General features: G+C 67.5%; 18 protein-coding genes. 16 read left to right on the forward strand and 2 right to left on the reverse strand.

What is annotated here, in order from left to right; translation table 11 throughout:
- Positions 1–3 precede the first annotated feature (3 nt).
- The 14 genes from D7316_RS01645 to D7316_RS01710 all read left to right on the forward strand — a co-directional run bounded on the left by D7316_RS01645 (position 4) and on the right by D7316_RS01710 (position 20,851).
- On the forward strand, positions 4–183 hold the full coding sequence (locus D7316_RS01645; RefSeq protein ID WP_124706754.1) for a tautomerase family protein: 180 nt from the start codon (positions 4–6) through the stop codon (positions 181–183).
- Entirely contained in the window at positions 180–1,799 is a 1,620-nt protein-coding gene (locus tag D7316_RS01650) for an anthranilate synthase component I (protein ID WP_124706755.1), read from the forward strand. Before D7316_RS01645 ends, D7316_RS01650 begins: the two co-directional genes overlap by 4 nt.
- Positions 1,796–2,629, forward strand: coding sequence for a TIGR02234 family membrane protein (locus D7316_RS01655; protein ID WP_124706756.1), 834 nt, complete (start codon positions 1,796–1,798; stop codon positions 2,627–2,629). Before D7316_RS01650 ends, D7316_RS01655 begins: the two co-directional genes overlap by 4 nt.
- 33 nt (positions 2,630–2,662) lie before the next feature.
- Positions 2,663–3,481, forward strand: a complete 819-nt coding sequence (gene trpC, locus D7316_RS01660; protein WP_124706757.1) for an indole-3-glycerol phosphate synthase TrpC — start codon at positions 2,663–2,665, stop codon at positions 3,479–3,481.
- Positions 3,482–3,522: 41 nt separating this feature from the next.
- Positions 3,523–4,839: a tryptophan synthase subunit beta gene (gene trpB, locus D7316_RS01665; protein WP_124706758.1), complete on the forward strand. Its 1,317-nt coding sequence runs from the start codon at positions 3,523–3,525 to the stop codon at positions 4,837–4,839.
- Positions 4,836–5,669 carry a tryptophan synthase subunit alpha gene (gene trpA, locus D7316_RS01670; RefSeq protein ID WP_124706759.1) on the forward strand — a complete coding sequence of 278 codons (834 nt, stop codon included), beginning with the start codon at positions 4,836–4,838 and terminating at the stop codon, positions 5,667–5,669. The genes trpB and trpA overlap by 4 nt, the downstream gene beginning before the upstream one ends.
- A gap of 66 nt (positions 5,670–5,735) precedes the next feature.
- Entirely contained in the window at positions 5,736–7,226 is a 1,491-nt protein-coding gene (lgt, locus tag D7316_RS01675; protein WP_164473710.1) for a prolipoprotein diacylglyceryl transferase, read from the forward strand.
- Positions 7,227–7,439: 213 nt separating this feature from the next.
- The gene (gene gltB, locus D7316_RS01680) at positions 7,440–12,011 is read left to right on the forward strand and encodes a glutamate synthase large subunit (RefSeq protein WP_124706760.1); all 4,572 of its coding nucleotides are present in this window, start codon (positions 7,440–7,442) and stop codon (positions 12,009–12,011) included.
- Positions 12,004–13,509, forward strand: coding sequence for a glutamate synthase subunit beta (locus D7316_RS01685; protein ID WP_124706761.1), 1,506 nt, complete (start codon positions 12,004–12,006; stop codon positions 13,507–13,509). Before gltB ends, D7316_RS01685 begins: the two co-directional genes overlap by 8 nt.
- A gap of 167 nt (positions 13,510–13,676) precedes the next feature.
- Positions 13,677–15,110 (forward strand): pyruvate kinase, encoded by a 1,434-nt coding sequence (pyk, locus tag D7316_RS01690; protein WP_124706762.1) that lies wholly within the window; start codon positions 13,677–13,679, stop codon positions 15,108–15,110.
- Between the two features lie 36 nt (positions 15,111–15,146).
- Complete coding sequence (locus tag D7316_RS01695; protein WP_124706763.1) at positions 15,147–16,022, forward strand: acyl-CoA thioesterase; 876 nt, start codon at positions 15,147–15,149, stop codon at positions 16,020–16,022.
- A gap of 235 nt (positions 16,023–16,257) precedes the next feature.
- A complete protein-coding gene (locus D7316_RS01700; RefSeq protein ID WP_124706764.1) occupies positions 16,258–16,827 on the forward strand; it encodes a hypothetical protein in 570 nt (189 codons plus the stop codon).
- 115 nt (positions 16,828–16,942) lie between these two features.
- Positions 16,943–18,859 (forward strand): ABC transporter ATP-binding protein/permease, encoded by a 1,917-nt coding sequence (locus tag D7316_RS01705; protein ID WP_124706765.1) that lies wholly within the window; start codon positions 16,943–16,945, stop codon positions 18,857–18,859.
- 156 nt (positions 18,860–19,015) lie between these two features.
- Complete coding sequence (locus tag D7316_RS01710) at positions 19,016–20,851, forward strand: AMP-dependent synthetase/ligase (protein ID WP_124706766.1); 1,836 nt, start codon at positions 19,016–19,018, stop codon at positions 20,849–20,851.
- Between the two features lie 11 nt (positions 20,852–20,862).
- Here D7316_RS01710 and D7316_RS01715 read toward each other — a convergent pair whose 3' ends face one another.
- Positions 20,863–21,552 (reverse strand): DUF998 domain-containing protein, encoded by a 690-nt coding sequence (locus D7316_RS01715; protein ID WP_124706767.1) that lies wholly within the window; start codon positions 21,550–21,552, stop codon positions 20,863–20,865.
- A gap of 218 nt (positions 21,553–21,770) precedes the next feature.
- Between D7316_RS01715 and D7316_RS01720 the strand changes: the two genes are divergently transcribed.
- Both D7316_RS01720 and D7316_RS01725 read left to right on the forward strand, forming a co-directional pair.
- A complete protein-coding gene (locus D7316_RS01720) occupies positions 21,771–22,199 on the forward strand; it encodes a DUF6325 family protein (RefSeq protein WP_124706768.1) in 429 nt (142 codons plus the stop codon).
- 51 nt (positions 22,200–22,250) lie between these two features.
- Complete coding sequence (locus D7316_RS01725) at positions 22,251–22,559, forward strand: SHOCT domain-containing protein (protein ID WP_124706769.1); 309 nt, start codon at positions 22,251–22,253, stop codon at positions 22,557–22,559.
- Between the two features lie 12 nt (positions 22,560–22,571).
- Here the strand turns inward: D7316_RS01725 and D7316_RS01730 are convergent, their stop codons facing one another.
- Positions 22,572–24,206 (reverse strand): MFS transporter, encoded by a 1,635-nt coding sequence (locus tag D7316_RS01730; RefSeq protein ID WP_232016721.1) that lies wholly within the window; start codon positions 24,204–24,206, stop codon positions 22,572–22,574.
- Between the last annotated feature and the right edge of the window lie 61 nt (positions 24,207–24,267).

The raw sequence follows: 24,267 nt of genomic DNA on the forward strand, positions 1-24,267 counted from the left end.
TAGATGCCATTGATCCAGATCTCGCAGACCCCGGGCCTGTCCGACCGAGTCAAGCGCGAGACCATCGCGGCGGTGACCGAGGCCTATGCGAAGGCGACCGGCAAGAACCCCGATTCGGTCTGGGTGACGATCAACGAGATCCCCCGGCAGCAATGGGGCGTCGGCGGCGAGCCACTGGGATGAGCTCCACCGAAGACTCCGCGGCCACGACGACCCTGGCCGAGTTCCTCGACCTCGCGGCGGACCACCGGGTGGTTCCCGTGACACGCAAGGTGCTGGCCGATTCCGAGACCCCGTTGTCGGCGTATCGGAAGCTCGCCGGCGACCGGGAAGGCACCTTCCTGCTGGAATCCGCCGAGAACGGACGCTCGTGGTCGCGGTGGTCGTTCATCGGCGCACGCTCACCGTCGGCACTGACCGTCGTCGACGGCGAGGCCAGCTGGTGGGGAGAGGTCCCCACCGGCGCACCCGAGGGCGGTGACCCGATCGCCGCCCTGGCGGAGTCGTTGCGCCTGCTGGCCACCGACCCCTTCCCGGACATGCCGCCGCTCACCGGCGGTTTCGTCGGGTTCTTCGCCTACGACATGGTGCGGCGGCTCGAGTGGCTGCCGGAGACGACGGTCGACGACCTCGGTTTGCCGGACATGATGATGCTGCTGGCCACCGACCTGGCCGCAGTCGACCACCACGAGGGCACCATCACCCTGATCGCCAACGCGGTGAACTGGGACGGGTCGTCCGAGCGGGCCGAGGAGGCCTACCACGACGCGGTCAACCGGCTCGACCGCATGACCGACGCGCTGGCCGCACCGGCGCCGTCGACGGTCTCGCACTTCGACCACCCCGATCCGGACTACCGGTCGCAGCGGACCCTGGCCGAGTACAGCGAGATCGTCGTCGACCTGGTCGGCGAGATCGAGGCGGGGGAGGCCTTCCAGGTGGTCCCGTCGCAGCGGTTCGAGATGGACACCGACGCCGACCCGATCGACGTCTACCGGGTGCTGCGGGCCTCCAACCCGAGCCCGTACATGTACCTGCTGCGGATGCCGGGCGGAACGGGTGCACGACAGACTCCGTTCACCATCGTCGGGAGCAGCCCGGAGGCCCTGGTCACCGTCAAATCCGGGGTCGCGACGACCCATCCGATCGCCGGGACGCGCTGGCGCGGTGCCACCGAGGAGGACGATCAGCTCCTCGCGAAGGGACTGGTCGAGGACGAGAAGGAGAACGCCGAGCACCTGATGCTCGTCGACCTCGGCCGTAATGACCTCGGCCGCGTGTGCCGTCCGGGCACGGTCAAGGTCAGCGACTACCGCCACGTCGAGCGCTACAGCCACGTGATGCATCTGGTGTCGACGGTGTCGGGCACGCTGCGCGACGACCAGCACGCCCTCGACGCGGTGACGGCGTGCTTTCCGGCCGGCACTCTGACCGGGGCGCCCAAGGTGCGCGCGATGGAACTCATCGACGAGCACGAACTGACCAGGCGCGGGATCTACGGCGGCATCGTCGGCTACCTCGACTTCGCCGGCGACGCCGACACGGCGATCGCGATCCGGACCGCAGTGATGGCCGACGACAAGGCGTTCGTGCAGGCCGGTGGCGGTGTGGTCGCCGACAGTCAGCCCGAATACGAGTACAACGAGGCGCGCAACAAGGCGAAGGCGGTGCTCAACGCGGTCGCGGCGGCCGGCACGATGACGCGGGTCGGCTCGACCGGGGCCGGTGTCGACACCGGTGCCGATACCGCTGCCGGAGCCGCTACCGAAGCCACTGCGGGGGAGAGTTCGATCCGATGACGGCCAGGACACCGGCAGACACCGACCCCGCGGTCGCCACCAGGGCATTCCTGCGCCGACGTCAGATCTATGCGGCAGTGCTGCTGGCGCTGGCGGCGCTGGCCTTCTGGTCGTCGTCGCGTCTGGTGTGGTGTCGGGTGCTGGCCGCCGACGGACTCGCCCCGGCTCGTGACTTCGACGTGCGGGGCGCCGACTGGAGCCCCTGGCTGACACCGCTGGCCTTGGTCTTGCTGGCCGCGATCCTCGCGGCGTTCTCTGTTCGCGGCTGGGGCCTACGACTGATCGCGATCCTGGTCGCCGCGGCCGGCGTGCTCGCCGCGATCCCGGCGATATCCCTGATCACCGGCGGCGCGGATTCCGACTACGCCTCCGATGCCGCCGACATCCCCGGTCGGTTCCAGGTCCTGCTCATCACCACCAACTCGTGGGCCGCGGTTGTCGTGCTCGTGGGCGCGGTGTGCGCCGTCCTCGCCGGAGTCCTGTTGCTGCGGGTCGCGCGTGGTGCCACGGGCATGTCGTCGAAGTACAAGACTCCCGGGGCGCGTCGCGCGGAGCTCGAGCAGCAGATCTTCGCCGACCACGAGCGCAAGACCGCAGGCGCTGCCGGAGTCGCTGGCGCTGGCGAACCGGGTGGCGACCGCAACGACGGGCCGTCGGCGGACAGCGGATCGGCGCGACCCGGTAACGAAGGACCGCCCGCGAACGAACGCATGATGTGGGATGCGCTCGACACCGGGATCGATCCCACCGACGTCGACGACAGCATCGGCGAGACCAGCCCTGAGCAGCCAACCCGAACACAGGACGATTCGGGTGGCGGTCTACCCTGAGAACACACGAACATCGAAAGGGGGCCAACGATCGTGACTTCGCCGACAGTCCTCGATTCCATCATCGAGGGAGTGAAAGCTGACGTCGCCGCGCGCGAAGCGGTGGTCGACTACGCGGCGATCAAGGCGGCGTCGACGCAGGCTCCCGACCCCAAAGATGCGATGGCGGCATTCCGCCAGCCCGGCATCGGGGTCATCGCGGAAGTGAAGCGCGCCAGCCCGTCGAAGGGTGATCTGGCGGCGATCGCCGATCCCGCCCGGCTCGCCGCCGCCTACGAGGCCGGCGGGGCGCGCATCATCAGCGTGTTGACCGAGCAGCGCCGGTTCCGTGGTTCGCTCGCCGACCTGGACAGTGTGCGCGCGGCCGTGAACATCCCGGTCCTGCGCAAGGACTTCATCGTCGGCCCGTATCAGATCCACGAGGCCCGCGCCCACGGCGCCGACCTCATCCTGCTGATCGTCGCGGCCCTCGAACAGAACGTGCTCGCCTCCCTGCTCGACCGCACCGAGAGCCTCGGGATGACCGCGCTCGTCGAGGTGCACACCGAGGAGGAGGCCAACCGCGCACTCGAGGCGGGAGCCTCGGTGGTCGGTGTCAACGCGCGCAATCTCAAGACCCTCGAGGTCGACCGCGACTGCTTTGCACGGATCGCGCCCGGACTGCCCACGCAGGTGATCCGGATCGCCGAATCAGGTGTGCGCGGCACTGCCGATCTGCTCGCCTATGCCGGTGCCGGCGCCGACGCCGTCCTGGTGGGCGAGGGTCTGGTCACCAGTGGTGACCCGCGTGCCGCGGTGTCCGAACTCGTCACCGCGGGCACCCACCCGTCCTGCCCGAAACCGGTTCGCTGACGGCCTGTTCCGCCCGCCGACCCCGATAGCGACAAGAGACCGTGACCTCGAATCCCGAGACCTCAGCCGTTTCCTACCCGGCGGCCAGCGTCGGCCTGACCACCCGGACGTCGATCGAACCCGACGAGAGCGGACACTTCGGTGTCTATGGCGGGCGGCATGTCCCCGAAGCCCTGATGGCGGTGATCGACGAGGTCACCACGACGTATCAGAAGCTGCGTCGCGACGACGACTACCTGGCCGAGCTGGACCGGTTGCAGCGGCACTACACCGGCCGCCCGTCGCCGCTCTACGAGGCGGCCCGACTGCGTGAATCAGCCAGTGGCGCAAGGATTTTCCTCAAACGCGAGGATCTCAACCACACCGGTTCGCACAAGATCAACAACGTGCTCGGGCAGGCCCTGCTGGCGCAGCGGATGGGTAAGTCGCGAGTGATCGCGGAGACCGGTGCCGGCCAGCACGGGGTGGCCACGGCCACCGCATGCGCATTGCTCGGTCTGGAATGCGTGGTCTACATGGGTCGCGTCGACACCGACCGGCAGGCGCTCAATGTGGCGCGGATGCGACTGCTCGGCGCCGAGGTGATCGCCGTCGACAACGGCTCGGCCACCCTCAAGGACGCCATCAACGAGGCCATGCGCGACTGGGTCACCAACGCGCACAACACCTACTACTGCTTCGGCACCGCGGCGGGCCCGCATCCGTTCCCCACGATGGTGCGCGATCTGCAGCGGGTCGTCGGGCTGGAGGCCCGCGCCCAGATCCTGGAGCAGGCCGGCCGACTGCCGGATGCCGTGGTCGCGTGCGTCGGCGGTGGCTCCAATGCGATCGGCATCTTCCATCCGTTCATCGACGACGACGCGGTCCGGCTCGTCGGCTACGAGGCAGCCGGTGACGGCGTCGAGACAGGTCGGCACGCGGCGACCTTCACCGGCGGCACGCCGGGGGCCTTCCAGGGCGCCTACTCGTACCTGCTGCAGGACGAGGACGGCCAGACGATCGAATCGCATTCGATCTCCGCGGGCCTCGACTACCCGGGTGTCGGTCCCGAGCACGCCTACCTGAAGGACATCGGCCGCGCCGAATACCAGCCGATCAACGACACCGAGGCGATGGACGCGCTCGCACTGCTGAGTCGGCGTGAGGGCATCATCCCGGCCATCGAGTCGGCGCACGCCGTCGCCGGCGCGCTCAAGCTCGGTCAGGTGCTCGGCGACGGGGCGATCATCGTGGTCAGTCTGTCCGGTCGCGGCGACAAGGACGTCGACACCGCAGCCGAATGGTTCCACCTGTTCGACAAGCCGCCGTCACAGGACGAGGCGGCAAGCGGGGGAGAGCAGACAGGGGAACCGGTATGAGCGACGCGAGCGCGACGACGATCACCCACACCGCGCCGTCGAGACTCGCGCCGACGTTCGCCCGGTGCCGCGACGAGGGACGCAGTGCCCTGATCGGCTATCTGCCCGTCGGTTACCCGACGGTCGACCGTTCGGTCGAGTTCTTCCGCACCATGGTGGCGGCGGGCTGCGACATCATCGAGGTGGGCGTCCCGTACTCCGACCCGGTGATGGACGGACCGACCATCCAGGAGGCCGCCGACACCGCGTTGCACAACGGGGTCCGCGTGCGCGATGTCTTCACCGCTGTCCAGGCGATCTCCGATGCCGGTGGACAAGCGGTGGTGATGAGCTACTGGAACCCGGTCCTGCAGTACGGGGTCGACCGATTCGCACGCGATCTGGCCAACGCGGGCGGCGCGGGCGTGATCACGCCCAACCTCATCCCGGAGGAAGGCGCACTCTGGCAGGCGGCGTCCGACGAGCACGACCTCGATCGCATCTACCTCGTCGCCCCGTCGTCGACCAACGAACGACTGGCGATGACCGTCGATGCGTCGCGAGGGTTCATCTACGCCGCCTCGACCATGGGCGTCACCGGTGCCCGCGACGCCGTCTCCGACGCGGCACCCGAACTGTGTGCACGCGTCCGCGCCCATTCCGACATCCCCATCGGTGTCGGGCTCGGGGTGCGCAGTGGCGCGCAGGCGGCCGAGATCGCCGCATACGCCGACGGGGTCATCGTCGGATCCGCGCTGGTGAGCGCGGCCAAGTCCGGAACCGATCACCTTGCGGCCCTGGTGGCGGAGCTGGCCGACGGTGTGCGAGCGGCAACTCCTGCCGTGTCCTGATTTCCGGGATTCGTTCGGCGCCGCGCCGGTGACCGACGGTTGGGTGCGCATCGGTAGGGTGGCAGCGTGACGGCGCCGACATCGACGATCCTGGCCTACATCCCCAGTCCTCCGGAGGGTGTGTGGCACCTCGGTCCGCTGCCGCTGCGCGCCTATGCGCTGTGCATCATCGTCGGCATCATCGTCGCGGTCTGGTGGGGCAACCGGCGCTGGAAGGCGCGTGGCGGCCAAGAGGGTGAGGTCCTCGACGTCGCGATCTGGGCGGTCCCGTTCGGCCTCGTCGGCGGGCGCCTCTATCACGTCGCCACCGACTGGCAGACCTACTTCGGCGACGGACCGAAGGAGCCCATCGATGCGCTGAAGATCTGGGACGGCGGCCTCGGCATCTGGGGCGCCGTGCTGCTCGGCGCGGTGGGCGCCTGGATCGGGGCGCGACGTCACGGGATTCGGCTCCCGCCGTTCGGCGACGCACTCGCACCGCCGATCCTGCTCGCGCAGGCCATCGGTCGGGTGGGCAACTACTTCAACCAGGAACTCTACGGTCGCGAGACGACCGTGCCTTGGGGCCTGAAGATCTACGAGCGGGTGGACTCCGACGGTTTCGCCGACCCCGGGCTGATCACCGGCACCTCGAACGGCCACGTCGTGGCGATCGTGCACCCGACGTTCCTGTACGAGTTGTTGTGGAGTGTGCTGGTCGTCATCCTGCTCGTCATCGTGGACCGGCGTTTCCGCATCGGACACGGCCGGCTGTTCGCCCTGTACGTCGCCGGCTACTGCGTCGGGCGATTCGGCGTCGAGCTCATGCGCTCCGACCCGGCGACCCTCATCTTCGGCACCCGGATCAACGTGTTCACCGCGGTGGTGGTGTTCGCCTGTGCGGCAGCCTACTTCGTGCTCGCCCCGAATGGCCGGGAACGTGGGCTGGAGATCTATCACCCGGAGCGGGCGGAGGAACTCGAAGAACTCGGTGAGACCGGATACGTCGACGATCGGTACGACGACGATCGGTACGGCGACGATCCGGAAGAATACGAGGCCGCGGCCGCCGGCGACACGGGATCGGCCGGCAGTGCAGCCGAGGCCGCACTCGCCGCGGCGATCGCCCGCCACACGCCTCATGGCGACGACGGTGAGCCGATGATCTCGGAGACGACCAGCGACGCCTGGGTCCTGGAATCCGAAGGACCGTCGGACGACAGCAACGTGGATGACGCCGATGGCCCGTCGGAACCCGACGTGAGCACTGTGGAACCTGCCGAGAGCATCGCGGAACCCACCGGCAGCACCCCCGCCGACTCCGAGAGCACCCCCGACGACACCGACAGCGCCGAGTCCGACGCCGCCCAGACGTCCGAGGTCGATGGCGAGGAATCCGCGGAAGGCCCCGACACGGTCACCTCCGACACCGAAGCAGACAGCGACTCCGACACCGACTCCGACACCGACTCTGCCGAGTCCGAAGCCGACATCGACACCGACTCTGCCGAGTCCGACGCCGCCGAGTCCGACGCCGCCGAGTCTGCTGACGGCAGCGACCCCACCGACCAGAAGTAGGCGATCTCTCACACGTCACGCGGATCACATCCGTTCCGACCTCGGTGACCGGCGAGTAGGCGGCACCGCCCGAATCGGTCGGATAGAGTGATGATTCACGGTGCGCGGGATCAGCCCATCTGACTCCGGCACCGACAATTGCTCCACGGGCCAGCGCTGTCCCTGAGGACATCGAGCAGTGCGATTCGTCAGCGAGTCGAGTGGAGGTTCGAGATGTTGTTTTCTGCGCTCCCGGCCAAGCAGGGGTTGTACGACCCCGAGGCCGAGGTCGATTCCTGCGGCGTCGCGATGGTGGCGGATGTCTATGGCCGCCGGTCACATTCGATCGTCGCGGACGGACTTCTGGCGCTGGAGAACCTCGAGCACCGTGGCGCGGCCGGCGCCGAGGCGAACAGTGGCGACGGCGCCGGCATCCTGATTCAGCTCCCCGATGAATTGCTTCGTGCGGTGGTCGATTTCGACCTTCCCGCGCCGACCGCCGACGGCGACAACACCTACGCGGCCGGCACCTGCTTCCTGCCGGCCGACCCGATCCTGCGTCAGCAGGCCGTCGACCGTGTGGAGACGCTGGCGAAGTCGGAGGGTGTCACCATCCTCGGCTGGCGCGAGGTCCCCGTCGACGCCACCCGCGCCGACATCGGCGAGACCGCACTGGGCTGCATGCCGTTCATGATGCAGCTGTTCGTCACCGTCGAGCCGGCGGCAGGTGCGCCCCGGATCGGTGGCGTCGCACTCGATCGCTTCATCTACCCGTTCCGCAAGCAGGCCGAGCGGGTCACCCCGGAGATCGACGAGGCCGGCACCGGGCTGTACTTCCCGTCGCTGTCGAGCCGGACCATCGTCTACAAGGGCATGCTGACCACGATGCAGCTGCCGCTCTACTACGACGACCTGCGCGACGACCGCTGCCACAGCGCGATCGCCATCGTGCACTCCCGGTTCTCCACCAACACGTTTCCGTCGTGGCCGCTGGCGCATCCCTTCCGGTTCGTCGCGCACAACGGGGAGATCAACACGGTCCGCGGCAACCGCAACCGGATGCGCGCCCGCGAGGCCTTGCTGGAGACCGACCTCATCCCCGGGGACCTCAAGCGGGCGTTCCCGATCTGCACCCCCGAGGCGTCCGACTCCGCGTCACTCGACGAGGTCCTCGAGCTGTTGCACCTCGGTGGCCGCAGCGTGCCGCACGCCGTGATGCTGATGGTGCCGGAGGCCTGGGAGAACGTCCCGGACATGGAGCCGAAGCGGCGTGCGTTCCTCCAGTTCAACGCGTCCCTGATGGAGGCGTGGGACGGTCCGGCATGTGTCACGTTCACCGACGGCGCCGTGGTCGGTGCGGTCCTCGACCGCAACGGCCTGCGCCCCGGTCGCTGGTGGCAGACCCGAGACGGCCGCGTCATTCTGGCGTCGGAGGCCGGCGTCCTCGACGTCCCGGTCGACGACGTCATCTCCAAGGGTCGGCTCGAACCGGGCCGCATGTTCCTCGTCGACACCAAGCAGGGCCGGATCATCCCCGACGAGGAGATCAAGGGTGACCTGATCCACGCCGAACCCTACGACGAGTGGCTGCACGCTGGGTTGCTCGACATCGCCACGCTGCCGAGCCGCCCGGTCTACAAGCCCAACCACGACACGGTGGTGCGGCGGCAGGTCTCGTTCGGCTACACCGAGGAGGACCTGCGCGTCCTCATGACCCCGATGGCCGCGTCGGGGTACGAGCCACTCGGCTCGATGGGCACCGACACCCCGGTGGCGGTGCTGTCCAAACGCTCACGACTGCTCTACGACTACTTCGTCGAGCTGTTCGCGCAGGTCACCAACCCGCCGTTGGACGCCATCCGGGAAGAGATCGTCACCTCGATGGCGCGGGTGATGGGCCCGGAGCAGAACCTGCTCGATCCGACGGCGGCGTCGTGCCGGCAGATCCTGCTGCATTGGCCGGTCGTCGACAACCACGATCTGGCGAAGCTCGTGCACATCAACGACGACGGGGACAACCCGGGGTTGTCGGCGAAGGTCCTGTCCGGCCTGTACGAGGTGGCCGAGGGTGGCTCCGGGCTGGCCGCGGCGCTCGAGGATCTGCGTCTACGGGCCAGTCAGGCGATCGCCGAAGGGCACACCACCCTGGTCATCTCCGACCGGCACACCGACCGCGAGCACGCGCCGATCCCATCGCTGCTGGCGACATCGGCGGTGCACCACCACCTGGTGCGTACCAAGGAGCGGACCAAGGTCGCTCTCGTCGTCGAGTCGGGCGATGCCCGCGAAGTCCACCACATCGCGTTGCTCATCGGTTTCGGGGCCGCGGCGGTCAACCCGTACCTGGCTCTGGAGTCGCTCGAGGACCTGATCGCCGAGGGCGAGCTGACCGGCGTGCGGCCGTCGAAGGCGAGCCGCAACTTCATCGAGGCACTCGGCAAGGGTGTGCTCAAGGTGATGAGCAAGATGGGCATTTCGACCATCAGCTCCTACACCGGCGCGCAGGCGTTCGAGGCCGTCGGGTTGTCGTCCGAGGTCGTCAAGGAGTACTTCACCCGGACCGTCTCGCGGATCGAGGGTGTCGGTCTCGACGAACTCGCCGAAGAGGTGCGGATGCGGCATCACCGGGCATTCCCCGAGAACCCCACCGAGCAGGTCTACCGCAGGCTCGAGGTCGGCGGCGAATATCAGTACCGCCGCGAGGGCGAACTGCACCTGTTCACCCCGGAGACGATCTTCCTGTTGCAACACGCGACGAGAACCGGGCAGGCCGAGGTCTTCCAGAAGTACTCCGACGAGGTCGACAAGCTGTCCCGCGAGGGCGGCACGCTGCGTGGGCTGTTCGATTTCGACATCGCCGGTCGGGACCCAATCCCGCTCGACGAGGTGGAGTCCGTCGAGTCGATCATGACCCGATTCAACACCGGCGCCATGAGCTACGGATCCATCTCGGCCGAGGCGCACGAGACCATCGCCATCGCGATGAACCGCATCGGCGGGCGGTCGAACTCCGGTGAGGGTGGCGAGGACGTCGACCGTCTGTACGACCCGGAGCGCCGCAGTGCCGTCAAGCAGGTGGCCTCTGGCCGATTCGGCGTGACCAGCGACTACCTGATCAACGCAACCGACATCCAGATCAAGATGGCGCAGGGCGCGAAACCCGGTGAGGGCGGACAACTTCCGGCCTACAAGGTGTACCCGTGGATCGCCAAGACGCGGCACTCGACGCCGGGTGTCGCGCTGATCTCGCCGCCGCCGCACCACGACATCTACTCGATCGAGGACCTGGCGCAGCTGATCCACGACCTGAAGAACGCCAACTCCGACGCGCGAATCCACGTCAAGCTGGTGAGTGCGGTCGGTGTCGGCACGGTCGCCACGGGGGTCTCCAAGGCGCACGCCGACGTCGTGCTGATCTCCGGTCACGACGGCGGCACCGGTGCGTCGCCGCTCACCTCGCTCAAGCATGCCGGAACCCCGTGGGAGATCGGGCTCGCCGACGCGCAGCAGACGCTGATGCTGAACGGGTTGCGCGACCGGATCACGGTGCAGTGCGACGGCGCGCTGCGGACCGGCCGCGACGTGATCATGGCCGCACTGCTCGGTGCCGAGGAGTACGGCTTCTCCACCGCGCCGCTGATCGTCACGGGCTGCATCATGATGCGGGTCTGCCACCTCGACACCTGCCCGGTGGGTGTCGCGACGCAGAACCCGCAGCTGCGGGCGCGGTTCACCGGACAGGCCGAGCACATCGTCAACTTCTTCCGGTTCATCGCCGAAGATGTCCGAAAGTATCTGGCGCAGCTGGGCTATCGCACACTCGACGAGGCGATCGGGCAGTCGCAGCGTCTGCACACCGACGCGGCGGTCGCGCACTGGAAGAGTCGTGGTCTCGACCTCACGCCCATCTTCCGCAAGTACGAGGACAAGGGTCCCACCCGCCGGATGCGCGGTCAGGACCACGGCCTCGACCGTGCACTGGATCAGACGCTCATCCAGCTCGCCGAGGGTGCGCTCGAGGACGCCCACACGGTGACCCTGGAACTGCCGGTCCGCAACGTGAACCGGACGGTCGGCACGCTGCTCGGGTCGGAGGTGACCCGACGGTACGGTGCCGAGGGCCTGGCCGAGGACACCATCGTGGTGAAACTGACCGGGTCGGCCGGTCAGTCACTCGGCGCGTTCCTGCCGCCCGGCGTCACCATCTCGCTGTCCGGCGACACCAACGACTACGTCGGAAAGGGCCTGTGCGGCGGCAAGATCGTCGTGGCCCCCGACCCCGACGCGTGGTTCATCGCCGAAGACCAGGTGATCGCCGGCAACACGATCCTGTACGGCGCGACCTCGGGCGAGGTGTACCTGCGTGGCCGCGTCGGCGAGCGGTTCTCGGTCCGCAACTCGGGTGCCACCGCGGTCGTCGAGGGCGTCGGCGACCACGCGTGTGAGTACATGACAGGTGGCCGTGTGGTGATCCTCGGTCCCACCGGACGCAACCTGGCCGCCGGGATGTCGGGCGGTATCGCGTTCGTCTACGACCTCGACGCCGCGAAGGTGAATCCCGCGATGGTGGCCCTGCTGCGGCCGGATCCCGACGACCTGCGGTTCCTGCACGAGACGATCACCAAGCACACCGAGCTCACCGGCTCGGCGATCGGCGCGTCGATGCTGGCGGACTGGCCGCGGCGTTGCCTGGCCTTCACCAAGGTCATGCCCACCGATTACAAACGAGTGCTCGACGCCGCCCGGATGGCGGAAGCCGAAGGGCGCGACGTCGATTCAGCGATCATGGAGGCGGCACGTGGCTGATCCACGCGGGTTCCTGGATGTCCCGAAGAAAGAGTCGAAGTACCGACCTGTCGCCGAGCGTGTGCAGGACTGGGGTGACGTCTACGCGCACTCGGAGAATCCTCTGCGCGAGCTCGCCGAGGTCTCCGAACAGGGTCGTCGCTGCATGGATTGCGGCATCCCGTTCTGTCACTCCGGCAGCGCGGGTTGCCCCCTCGGCAACCTGATCCCCGAGTGGAACGATCTCGTACGCCGTGGCCGCTGGGATGCGGCCAGTGCCCGGTTGCACGCCACCAACAACTTCCCGGAGTTCACCGGCCTGGTCTGCCCGGCGCCGTGTGAGTCCGCGTGCGTGCTGTCCATCAGTGAGCCGACGACCGGCGGCAGCGTCACGATCAAGCGGATCGAGAAGACCATCGCGCACGAGTCGTGGGCGGAGGGCATCATCGGGCCGGAGCCACCGGCGGCACGGTCGGGCAAATCGGTCGCCGTCGTGGGTTCGGGCCCGGCCGGTCTCGCGGCCGCGCAGCAGCTGACCCGCGCCGGACACGACGTGACCGTCTACGAGCGCGACGACCGGATCGGCGGGCTGCTGCGGTACGGCATCCCCGAGTACAAACTGCCGAAATCCGACATCGATCGCCGCATCGCGCAGATGCGCGCCGAAGGAACGCAATTCGTCACCGGTTGCGATGTGGGCACCGACCTGTCGGTGGCCGAGTTGCGCTCCGGGCACGAGGCGATCGTGCTGGCCATCGGGGCGATGGAGGCGAGGGACAATCCGGTGCCGGGTCGCGACCTGCGCGGCGTGTACCTCGCGATGGAACACCTCGTGCCGGCGAACAAGGAATGTGAGGGCGACGGTCCGTCGCCGATCTCCGCGGCCGGCAAGCACGTGGTGATCATCGGCGGTGGCGACACGGGTGCGGACTGCCTCGGCACCGCACACCGGCAGGGCGCGGCCTCGGTGGTGCAGCTCGACTACAACCCCGAGTTGCCGTCCGACCGGGACGATTCGCGGTCGCCGTGGCCGACCTGGCCGTTGATCATGCGGACGTCGTCGGCACACGCCGAGGGCGGCGAGCGCAAGTATCAGGTCGCGGTGCAGCGGTTCGTCGGGGACGAGAACGGCAACCTCACCGCCATGGTCCTGGCCGAGGTCGAGGTCGTTCGCGAACCGGACGGGCGCCGGGTCGTCTCTCCGGTCAGCGACGAGTTCGAGATCCCCTGCGAGATGGCCTTGTTCGCGATCGGCTTCGCCGGGGTGAAGGGTGGCCCGCTGCTCGATGATCTCGGCATCGACCGCAACGGGCGCGGAGCGCTCTCCTGCGGCAGTGATTGGCAGACCGACGCGCCCGGCGTGTTCGTCTGCGGTGATGCGCATCGTGGCGCATCCCTCGTCGTGTGGGCCATCGCCGAAGGACGATCGACGGCGCGCGCCGTCGACGAATTCCTGATGGGCGAATCCGACCTGCCGTCCCCCGTCCGGCCGGCCGCGCTGCCGTTGTCGGTGCGCTGAGTCCGACCACTCGAGAGCACATCGCAACTCGCGCGGACAGGATGTTTTCATTCTGTTCGCGACGACCGCGGCTACCTACGTTGACCTGCCCGAACCCCACGTGGACTGCAAGTGTCCAATCGCCGCTGAGATAGAGATGGCGATACAACGCGACTAAGGTGATCACAGTGACACGGCGAACAAAGATTGTCTGCACCCTGGGTCCGGCCACCAGCAGCGACGAGAAGCTCAAAGAGCTCGTCTCCGCAGGTATGGACGTGGCGCGAATGAATATGAGTCATGGCACCCACGAGGTGCACCGCGAGGTGTACGCGAGGGTTCGCAAGGCCAGCGACGCGACGGAGAAGGCCGTCGGCATCCTGGCCGATCTGCAGGGACCGAAGATCCGGCTGGGCAAGTTCCAGGACGACGGCGCACTCAACGGTGAGGTCATGTGGGCTACCGGCGACGAGGTCCGCATCACCGTCGACGACGTGCTCGGCACCCAGAATCGGGTGTCGACGACCTACGAGAACCTCGCCGAGGACGTCAAGCCCGGCGATCGACTGCTGATCGACGACGGAAAGGTCGGTCTGGTCGCCACGGCGATCGACGGGAACGACGTCGTGTGTGCGGTCACCGAGGGCGGCCCGGTCAGCAACAACAAGGGCTTGTCACTGCCCGGTGTCGACGTGTCGGTGCCGGCGATGTCGGAGAAGGACATCGCCGACCTGGAGTTCGCGCTGGAGCTCGGCGTGGACATGATCGCGTTGTCGTTCGTGCGCAGCCCTGCCGACATCGAGCTCGTCCATGAGGTGATGGACCGGGTGGGTCGTCGTATCCCGGTGATCGCGAAGCTGGAGAAGCCGGAGGCGATCGAGAATCTCGAGGCGATCGTGCTCGCCTTCGACGCGATCATGGTCGCTCGCGGTGATCTGGGTGTGGAGCTGCCGCTCGAAGAGGTGCCGCTGGTGCAGAAGCGGGCGATCCAGATGGCCCGGGAGAACGCCAAGCCGGTGATCGTGGCGACGCAGATGCTGGACTCGATGATCGAGAACTCGCGCCCCACCCGCGCGGAGGCCTCCGATGTCGCCAACGCTGTGCTCGACGGTGCTGACGCGGTGATGTTGTCGGGCGAGACGTCGGTGGGCAAGTGGCCGATCGATGCGGTGCTGACGATGGACAAGATCGCGCGCGCGGTCGAGGGCGGCTCGCGTGATGTGCCGCCGCTGTCGCACGTGCCGCGGACCAAGCGCGGCATCATCTCGTATGCCGCGCGGGACATCGGTGAGCGGCTCGAGGTGAAGGCGCTCGTCGCGTTCACCCAGTCCGGTGACACGGTGCGCCGTCTGGCCCGGTTGCATTCGCGGCTCCCGCTGCTGGCGTTCACGCCGATGCAGGAGGTGCGCAGCCAACTCGCGTTGAGTTGGGGCACCGAGACGTTCATCGTCGATCACGTCGACACCACCGACCACATGATCGATCAGGTCGATCAGCAGTTGCTCCGGATCGGCCGGCTCGCCGAAGGCGACGTGGTGGTGATCGTGGCCGGTGCTCCTCCCGGAACGGTGGGTTCCACCAACATGATTCACGTCCACCGGATCGGCGAGCAGGACCACTGAGCTTGCATCGGTCATGGGGGCATAGGGTGTGCTCTCATGACCGAACAATCCGCGGATCTCGGACAACTGTTAGCTCTGCTCGACGTCGAGCGGCGGGGTGACGACCTCTTCGTCGGACAACATCCGGAACAGAAGACCGCACGTACGTTCGGCGGGCAGTTGCTCGCCCAGGGCGTGGTGGCCGCGTCCCGGACGATCACCCGCGGCAACCCGCCGGTCCATGCGCTGCACGCCCACTTCATCCGCGGCGGCGACGTGAGCAAGCCGATGGAGTATCACGTCGCCCGGTTCCGGGACGGGAAGGCGTTCGCGAACCGGCAGGTGACGGCGGTGCAGGACGACGTCGAGGTGTTCACGATGCTGGTCGCGTTCCAGGACAACACCGCGGGGCTCGAGCACGCCGTCGAGATCCCGCAGGTGCCGTATCCGGAGGAGCTCCCGCCGCTCGGCGAGCACTTCAAGGGCTACGAGGACCGCATCGCGACATTCGTCAACGCGATGCATCCGATCGACATCCGATTCGCCAACGACCCGACCTGGAAGATGCGCGACGCGGGGGAGCGACTCAAGGACAACCGCGTCTGGATGAAGACCGACGGTCCGATGCCCGACGACCCGATCATGCACGTGGCGGCGATGTGTTACGCCTCGGACACCACCGTGCTCGATTCGATCATCACCACGCACGGTCTGTCGTGGGGGATCGATCGGCTGTTCGCCGCGACCGTCAACCATTCGATGTGGTTCCACCGTGAGTTCCGGTTCGACGACTGGATGCTCTACGCGACCCGGTCGCCGGTTGCCTCCGGATCCCGTGGCATGGGCTCGGGTCGATTCTGGATGCGCGACGGCCAGTTGGCGACCTCCGTCGTGCAGGAGGCTCTCATCAAGTACTTCCCGCCGAAGAGCTGAACCGCTCCGACCCGGTGGTCGAGTGGTCGGCGAGCGTTTCCCGGTGGTCGGGTGGTCGGCGCACATTTTCCGGTGGTCGGGTGGTCGACGCAATTTTTCCGGTGGTCGGGTGGTCGGCGAGCGTTTCCCGGTGGTCGGGTGGTCGGCGAGCGTTTCCCGGTGGTCGAGTAGTCGACGAGCCGCCAGGCGAGTCGGCGTATCGAGGCCAAATCCGTCTCCTGGCAGACTGGTCGCCATGACCTCCGCCCAGCCGCCTCGGCCCGACGGTCCGCCGCTCATGAACCCGCACGATGGGCCGGCCGAGTCCACGAGTACGACACCGCCGGTCGGCCCGTTCACCGGCGCGGCGCCCGCCGCGCCGCCACCGCAGTATTGGTTGCGCTCGGGACCGATGCTGCCGCAACGCACCTGGCAGCGCACCACACGGTCGCCGGTCATTCTGGTCAGCGCGCTGGCGGCCATGGCGCTCGCGGCGGTGGCGGTCGTCGCGCTGGTGGTCGGCTCGATCAACGCGTCCGCGTTCACCGCGCGCGGGGTGATCCTCTGCCCGACCGCGCCGGGCCTGGCGTTGCAGGTCGGCCCGGGTGCCCCCGTGCAGATCTTCGACGAGACCGGGGACGAACTGTCGGCCACCACCCTCGGCCCGCGACGCTCCGGCGACGCCGGGCGGTGCGAGATGCAGTTCCGGGCCCGCGACGTCCCGTCCGGCCGTGCCGGATATGTCGTGCGCGTCGGGAATGTCTTCCAGGAGACGGTGTCCGAATCGGCGCTCACCTCTGGCGCGGTACTGCGACCCCTCGGTTAGATCCCCGGGAGCCGGTTGGACCGGCCGCGGGGACGTTGACGGGTGCCGTCGGGGCCCGCGGGTTAGACTGCGGCGATCTGTCCGACCGAACGCAGGCTGATGCCGAGGGGGGTTGATGGAATACAGCATCGATTGGGCCACCGAGGTCTGGACGTCGTTACGGTGGATCGCGATCGCCAGCGCGATCTCGCTCCTCGGCCTCCTCGTGGTGGGCTTCTTCATCGCTCGCATGACCCGGTGGGGCCGCCAGTTCTGGCGGGTCAACGGGGAGTTCTTCATCGGCAAGGACACCCGTGTCGTCGCGTGGGCCTTCGTGATCGCGCTACTGGTGTTCTCCATCTTCGGCGTGCGGATGTCGATCCTGTTCTCCTACTGGGGCAACGATCTGTTCACGGCGCTGCAGAATGTCGGTTCCGGCCTCACCGGGGAAGGTGCGGCAGGCCGGCAGTTGATCGACGCGGGCAAGTCCGGTTTCTGGCACTCGATGTGGGTGTTCGGCATCATCGCGACGATCCACGTCGTCCGCACTCTCGTCGAGTTGTACATCGGCGCAGCGTTCGAGATCAGGTGGCGGCGGTGGCTCACCTCGTATGCGACGGCGGACTGGATGCGGGGCAACGCGTTCTACCGCAACAGGTTCGTGGACCTGGGCGACGACAGCAAAGACTCCGGAATCCAACCAGGCATCGACAACCCCGATCAGCGCATCGAATCCGACATCACGAACGTCGCGCAGTCGAGTCGGCTTCTGCTCTTCAGTTCCGGCGGATCGTCGACGAACGGTGTCATCCCCGCTCTGGTGACGATCGTGTCGTTCTCGCAGATCCTGTGGAACCTGTCGGGGCCGATGACGATCTGGGGTGTCGAGATCCCACGGATGATGGTCTGGCTCGTCTTCATGTACGTCCTCATCGCCACCGTGATCGCATTCTGGATCGGCCATCCGCTGATCCGCCTGAATTTCTGGCGCGAACGCCTGACGGCGAACTTCCGCTACGCCCTCGTGCGGGTCCGTGACGGCGCCGAGAACGTCGCGTTCTACCGGGGCGAGCGAGTCGAGCACGACGGTCTGATGACGCGTTTCTCCGCAGTCATCGCCAACTATTGGCAGATCGTGTTCCGCAATCTGAAGTTCGTCGGCTGGAACTTCAGCATCACCCAACTCTCGGTGGTGTTCCCATACCTCGTGCAGGCGCCCCGGTTCTTCGAGGGCCGGATCAGCCTGGGCGACATGACACAGACCGCCGACGCATTCGGCAACGTGCACGATGCGCTGTCGTTCTTCCGGAACTCATACGATGATTTCGCCGACCTACGGGCGTCGATCATCCGTCTCGACGGACTCGAGGACGCCGATCAGAAGTCGCGCACGCTGCCCGTGATCGCCACCACGGACCGCGACCGCGCGGTCCGGTTGACCGACGTCGACATCAACACGCCGAATGGCGCCGAACTCATCCGCGATCTGTCCCTGTCACTCGACCCCGGCGACGCCCTGGTGGTCAAGGGCCGTTCGGGCTCCGGCAAGACCACTCTGCTTCGTGGCCTGGCCGGGCTCTGGCCGTTCGTCGACGGTGAGTTCGCCCGGCCGGCGGGCGATCGCACGCTGTTCCTCTCGCAGATCCCGTACATCCCGCTCGGTGACCTGCGTACGGCGGTCGCTTATCCGGCGCTGCCCGATGACGTCGGTGACGATGCCATCCGGGCCGTCCTGGAACGCGTGTTCCTCCCGCATCTCGTCGATCGTCTCGCCGAGGAGGAGGACTGGTCCAAGGTGCTGTCGCCGGGTGAGCAGCAGCGCGTCGCGTTCGCGCGCGTCCTGCTGACACGTCCCGATGTGGTGTTCATGGACGAGGCGACCTCCGCCGTCGACGAGGGCTTGGAGTACTCGTTGTACACGCTGATCCGGGCCGAGCTCCCGGACACGATCCTGGTGTCGGTCAGCCACCGCAGCACCACCGATCAGCACCACACCGAGGTGCTCGAACTCACCGGCGGCGGCTCGTGGGATCTTCGGCCGGTGGGTGGCTGACGAGGCCGGTGCCGCGGGAGTTCGGGCCGTCGAAATGTGCCGCTGACGACTGATTTTTACTGTTGCATTACCAATCTCGTCGATCGCTGTCCGATGTCCGGTCCACTGGGTACTGTGATGCCGACCACGTAGTCGGGCAGAACGAGGAAATCGGTCATGGCGGACACAGAACTCATCACATTCCCACACCAGAGCGGCGTCGCTGTGAGCACCCTCCCGGAGGCCTTCCAGCAGACGGCGACCATCCGACCGGACGCCGTCGCGCTGCGCACCGTCGGCGGGATCCAGCAGATCACCTGGGCGGAGTACGCAGAGCGTGTCGAGGCGATCGCCAGGGGATTGGCGGCCCTCGGGGTCGGCCACGGCGACACGGTCGGGATCATGCTCACCAACCGTCCCGAGTTCCACCTCGTGGACACCGCGGCGCTGCACCTCGGCGCGGTCCCGTTCTCCATCTACAACACGAGTTCGCCGGAGCAGATCGAGTATCTCTTCGGCAACGCGGGGAACGCGGTCGTGGTGACCGAGCAGGTCTTCCTGCCGGCCATCCGGGCGGCGCGGACGGCGGTCACCACGACGATCGTCGTCGACGGCGCCGCGAGCGACGCGATGACTCTGGCCGAACTCGAACAGAGCACTGCGCCCGAGGGATTCGACCTCGATGCGGCGTGGCGTGCCGTGCGGCCCGACGACCTCGCAACTCTCATCTACACCTCGGGTACCACCGGTCCGCCGAAGGGTGTGGAGATCACCCACCGCAACATCGTCGCGCAGCTCGCCGCGCTCGCCGAGCACGTCGACGTCGGCTTCGACGACCGCATCATCTCCTATCTACCGGCCGCCCACATCGCCGATCGGGTCTCCTCGCACGCGGCGAACATGGTCCGCGGCATCCAGGTGACCACGGTCCCGGACCCGCGCGAGATCGCCGCCGCCCTGCCCGAGGTCCGGCCGACGTTCTTCTTCGGTGTGCCGCGCGTGTGGCAGAAGATCCGTGCCGGTATCGAGGCGAAGATGGCCGAGGAGTCGAGCCCGGTCAAGAAGAACCTCGCCGCGTGGGCGCTCGGCGCCGGTGCGAGCTCGGCCCGCGCGCACATTGAGGGACGTGGCGAAGGTCTGCTGGGCGGGGTCCAACACGGACTGGCCGACAAGCTGGTGTTGCACAAGGTGCGCGCCGCGATCGGGATGGATCAACTCACCTTCGCCGGATCCGGGGCAGCCGCGATCCCGCCGGAGGTGCTCCAGTTCTTCCTGGGCCTCGGCATCCCGGTCCTCGAGGTGTGGGGCATGTCCGAGACCACCGGTGTGTCGACGATGACCACGGCGGAGAACCTCAAGATCGGCACCGTCGGCAAGCCGGTCGCCGGGGTCGAGACGAAACTCGCCGACGACGGTGAGCTCCTCATCCGCGGGCCCGTGGTGATGCGGGGCTACCGCAAGCAGCCGGACAAGACCGCGGAGACGATCGACGACGACGGCTGGCTCGCCACCGGCGACATCGCCACGATCGACGGTGAGGGCAACGTGTCCATCGTCGATCGCAAGAAGGAACTGATCATCAACGAGGCCGGGAAGAACATGTCGCCGACCAACATCGAGAATGCGATGAAGGCCGCGTCGTCGTTGATCGGTCAGGTGGTCGCGATCGGCGATGCCAAACCGTATGTCGCGGCTCTCGTCGTCCTCGATCCGGATGCCGCCGCCGCACGCGCCAAGATGCTCAACATCCCCGACGCCGACATCGCCACATTGTCCGCGCGACGTGAGGTGATCGAGGAGGTCTCGGCCGCCATCAGGGAGGGCAACGGCAAGTTGTCGCGGGTGGAACAGATCAAGCGGTTCACCGTGGTACCCGCGGCCTGGGACCCGGGCGGGGACGAGCTCACCCCCACGATGAAGTTGCGGCGCAAGCCGATCGCGACCAAGTACGCCGAGCGCATCGCCACCATGTACGACGGTGACGCCCCCGGGGAGGTCATCGACCTGCGGTGACCTCCACCGCCTCAGGTCGGCGCGGATGCAGCGCCCCGTGGACGCCCGGAGATGATCGACCATCCCCACAGCACCAGCCACACGGTCATCCCGCCGACCTGGATCCGCTGCGCCAACCCCAGTCGGTAATCGCCGCCGAGGTTGTCGGCGACCAACATCCACACCGTCGCGAGGACAACGACTGTCAGCACGATCGCCCCGACGACACGCAGCAGCGGCCACACCCTGTCGCGGTGAGCGGCGACGGTGGCCGCGATCATCGCGGTGAAGATCGAGAACACCGCCAACGTGCTGGTGAGTGCGTGCACGTGATGCAGCTGCGGCAGGATGCCGCTGGGTTCGCTCGGACAGCCGGGATCGACGCCGGGTATGCACTCGATGGGTGAGAGGGCGTCGGCGATGGTCGATGCACCGAAGGCGCCCAGTGCGGCGACGGCGGTGATCGCGGGGAATCCGCGGGTGAGTGGCCGTGGCAACAGCATCAGGACGGCGGCGATCATCGCGCAGCACGAGGCGGCGATGTCGCCGCCGACGTAGACCTCGCGGTGGGGCCGGTGGGCCGCGTCGAGTTCGCTCAGGAAGCTGCGCATCGGATCGAGCGGACTGGCCCAGAAGAACTCGAGAACCCATGACGAGTAACAGATGCCGGCGAGGGCCACCAGGATTCCGGCGGCGACCGACCGGACCGCACTCGATGACATCCGGCCAGCCTAGTGCTTCGGCGGCACGGTGTGCGGCACGTCCGGGGACCCGAAGCCGCGTCGGCACCCACGTAGGGGTTTCACCCGACCCGGATGAGAATGGCCCCAAACCCGCGGTGCGGAGGTGGGTCCGCACTACCATCGGATCCGTAGGTCGCGGGTCGATGTCAGGCTGCGATCGACACCCACCTGTCAATCGCGACGCAGCGAGGATTCCCATGACCGAAGAAGACGTTCAGGAAATCGGTCCCATCGATTACCTGGTCCTGGAATGGCCCGACCAGCAACCCAGTGGTGAAGCGATTCCCCATCTGATCGAGCTGGTGGACCGTGGCATCATCCGCATCATCGATCTGGCCTTCGTGGCGAAGGCCGAGGACGGCACGGTCACCCAGATCGCGATCGACGAACTCGGCGGCGAGTTCGCCGTCCTCGACGGGGCGTCGGCCGACCTGATCGGCGACGACGACATCGCCGAGGCATCGTCGGTGCTCGAACCCGGGACTGCGGCGGGCATCATCGTGTATGAGAACTCCTGGGCCGCACCGTTTGCGACCGCCCTGCGTCGCAACGGCGCCCAGGTCGTCGCATCGGGCCGCATCCCTGTCGATGCCCTCGTCGAGGCTCTCGACGCCGCCGAGGCCTGACGCTCGACGCCGACCGACCCCAACCGTCCGCCACCCAGCAAGGAGCACATCATGCCCGGACTCATCCGCGCCGCCGCGCGCACCGCCGTCATCGCCGGAACCGCGACGTCGGTGAGCAATCGCGTCTCCCGGCGTCAATCGAACAAGTGGGCACAGCAGGAGTACGAGCAGCAGCAGCGCTACTCGCAGCCGCAGCAACCCGTTCCGGTCGCCGCACCCGCTCCGGCGCCTGCCGCCCCGCCGGCGGCATCGACGCAGGACACCATCGAACAGCTCAAGGAACTCGGTGCGCTGTACCAGCAGGGCATCCTGACCGAGCAGGAATTCGCCGCGCAGAAGGCAAAGATCCTCGGCGGCTGAGGTCGTCGCCGCTCACGGCTCTGGCGGTCCCGCGGCGGCCACCGGCGTGGTGCCCAACTCGGCACCCGGGATTCGGGGGAGACGCTGCGCGATCACCAGGCCGAGGGCGGCGAGGAAGACGGCGAGCAGGATGGACTGTTTGATCGCCTGGATCTGACCGTTCACGTAATGCTCGGTGAGTGAAGCGATCTCGCCCTCAGGAAGCCCGAGTTCCGCACCGGCCTCGACGATCTTGTCCTTGGTCACGATTTCCACGCCATCGGCCGAGAGCTCCGACACCGTCTGCTTGGTCTGCGCGGAGATGTTCGGATCGGCTTGGGCGGCGTTGTTGAATCCCGAACTCAGCGAGGCGATCAGCAGCGCACCGAGCATCGCGACGCCGACCGACGTTCCGATGTTCTGTGCGGTGCCCTGCAGCCCACCGGCCTCACCACGGTCGCGGTCGCCGATCGACGACATGATCACGTTGCCCAGCTGGGACGCGATCAGGCCGAAGCCGGCTCCGAACACCGCCATCCCGACGGCGAACAAGGCGTGCCGGAGTTCCGGGTCGATGGTCGTGATCAGCAGCAACGATCCCACGATCACCAGGATCAGGCCGGTGGTGACCATGCGCCGCGGTGACTGTGTCGCAGCGAGTTTCGGGCTCGCGAACGCGGCGATCAGCATTGCCAGGGACATCGGGGCCAGCTTGAGGCCGGTCTCGAAGGCATCTTTGAGCAGCACGTATTGCAGATAGATCGGGATCACGAAGAACATCCCGCCGATGATGGTCTGCTGCGCGATCAACATGACGAGCCCGTTGCGCAACTGGAGCTTTCGCAGCAGGTCGGGGTGCATGAGCGGCGTCTCCCCGCGCTCGATGACGCGACGTTCCCAGTGGACGAACGCGATGAGGCCGAAGATGCCCGCGACGATCATGAACGGCACGATGGAGAACCCGAACGGCGTGATCTCGGTGCCCCCGATGGTGAGGGCCCCGGAGGGGCGGATGAAGCCCCACGTCCCGGCCTTGAGCAGGGCCAGGACGATGAATCCGAGACCCAACGCGGACAGCACCGTTCCGCCCCAGTCCATCCGTCGCGAGGTCTCCGTCCGCGTGTCGGCGATGACCTTGACACAGGCGATGACCGCGATGCACACCACCGTCTCGGCGGCGAACACCACGCGCCAGGTGAGCGTTTCGGTGACCCACCCGCCGATGAGCGGACCCGCGGCGGCGCCGGCGGCGGCGATGCCGCCCAGCGCGCTGTAGGCGGTGGCCCGGTCCCGGCCCTCGTAGTTGGCCGCGGTGAGCGAGATGATCGCCGGCATCACGAGAACCGCACCGGCGCCCTCGACGAATGACCAACCGAACAGCAGGGTCCCGATGTTCGGGCTGAAGGCGGTGATCAACGAACCGAGGCCGTAGACGAGCAGACCGATCGAGAACATCCGCCGTCGGCCGAACATGTCGCCGAGTCGACCGCCGAACAACATGAACGAGCCCATCACCAGCGTGTAGAGGGTGATCGCCAACTGGACCTGGGTGATGGTGGTGTCGAGATCGACGACCACAGCAGACACCGACACGTTCATCACGGTGGTGTCGAGCACCATGATGAACTGCGCGGCGCACAGGATGACGAGGACGCCCCAATGTCTCACCGCGGACACGCTACGCCCGGATCTGTCCCGGACCATGTTTGCCGAACGCCGGAGCGGGGAA

The sequence above is a fragment of the Gordonia insulae genome, assembly GCF_003855095.1.
Lineage (GTDB): Bacteria > Actinomycetota > Actinomycetes > Mycobacteriales > Mycobacteriaceae > Gordonia > Gordonia insulae.

Excerpts from the sequence above, each read along its gene's own strand:
- gltB (WP_124706760.1), top strand. The coding sequence starts at position 7,440 with ATGTTGTTTTCTGCGCTCCCGGCCAAGCAGGGGTTGTACGACCCCGAG.
- D7316_RS01710 (WP_124706766.1), top strand. The coding sequence starts at position 19,016 with ATGGCGGACACAGAACTCATCACATTCCCACACCAGAGCGGCGTCGCT.
- D7316_RS01695 (WP_124706763.1), top strand. The coding sequence starts at position 15,147 with ATGACCGAACAATCCGCGGATCTCGGACAACTGTTAGCTCTGCTCGAC.
- D7316_RS01705 (WP_124706765.1), top strand. The coding sequence starts at position 16,943 with ATGGAATACAGCATCGATTGGGCCACCGAGGTCTGGACGTCGTTACGG.
- D7316_RS01650 (WP_124706755.1), top strand. The coding sequence starts at position 180 with ATGAGCTCCACCGAAGACTCCGCGGCCACGACGACCCTGGCCGAGTTC.
- D7316_RS01725 (WP_124706769.1), top strand. The coding sequence starts at position 22,251 with ATGCCCGGACTCATCCGCGCCGCCGCGCGCACCGCCGTCATCGCCGGA.
- D7316_RS01645 (WP_124706754.1), top strand. The coding sequence starts at position 4 with ATGCCATTGATCCAGATCTCGCAGACCCCGGGCCTGTCCGACCGAGTC.
- D7316_RS01720 (WP_124706768.1), top strand. The coding sequence starts at position 21,771 with ATGACCGAAGAAGACGTTCAGGAAATCGGTCCCATCGATTACCTGGTC.
- D7316_RS01700 (WP_124706764.1), top strand. The coding sequence starts at position 16,258 with ATGACCTCCGCCCAGCCGCCTCGGCCCGACGGTCCGCCGCTCATGAAC.
- D7316_RS01655 (WP_124706756.1), top strand. The coding sequence starts at position 1,796 with ATGACGGCCAGGACACCGGCAGACACCGACCCCGCGGTCGCCACCAGG.
- trpA (WP_124706759.1), top strand. The coding sequence starts at position 4,836 with ATGAGCGACGCGAGCGCGACGACGATCACCCACACCGCGCCGTCGAGA.
- D7316_RS01715 (WP_124706767.1), bottom strand. The coding sequence starts at position 21,552 with ATGTCATCGAGTGCGGTCCGGTCGGTCGCCGCCGGAATCCTGGTGGCC.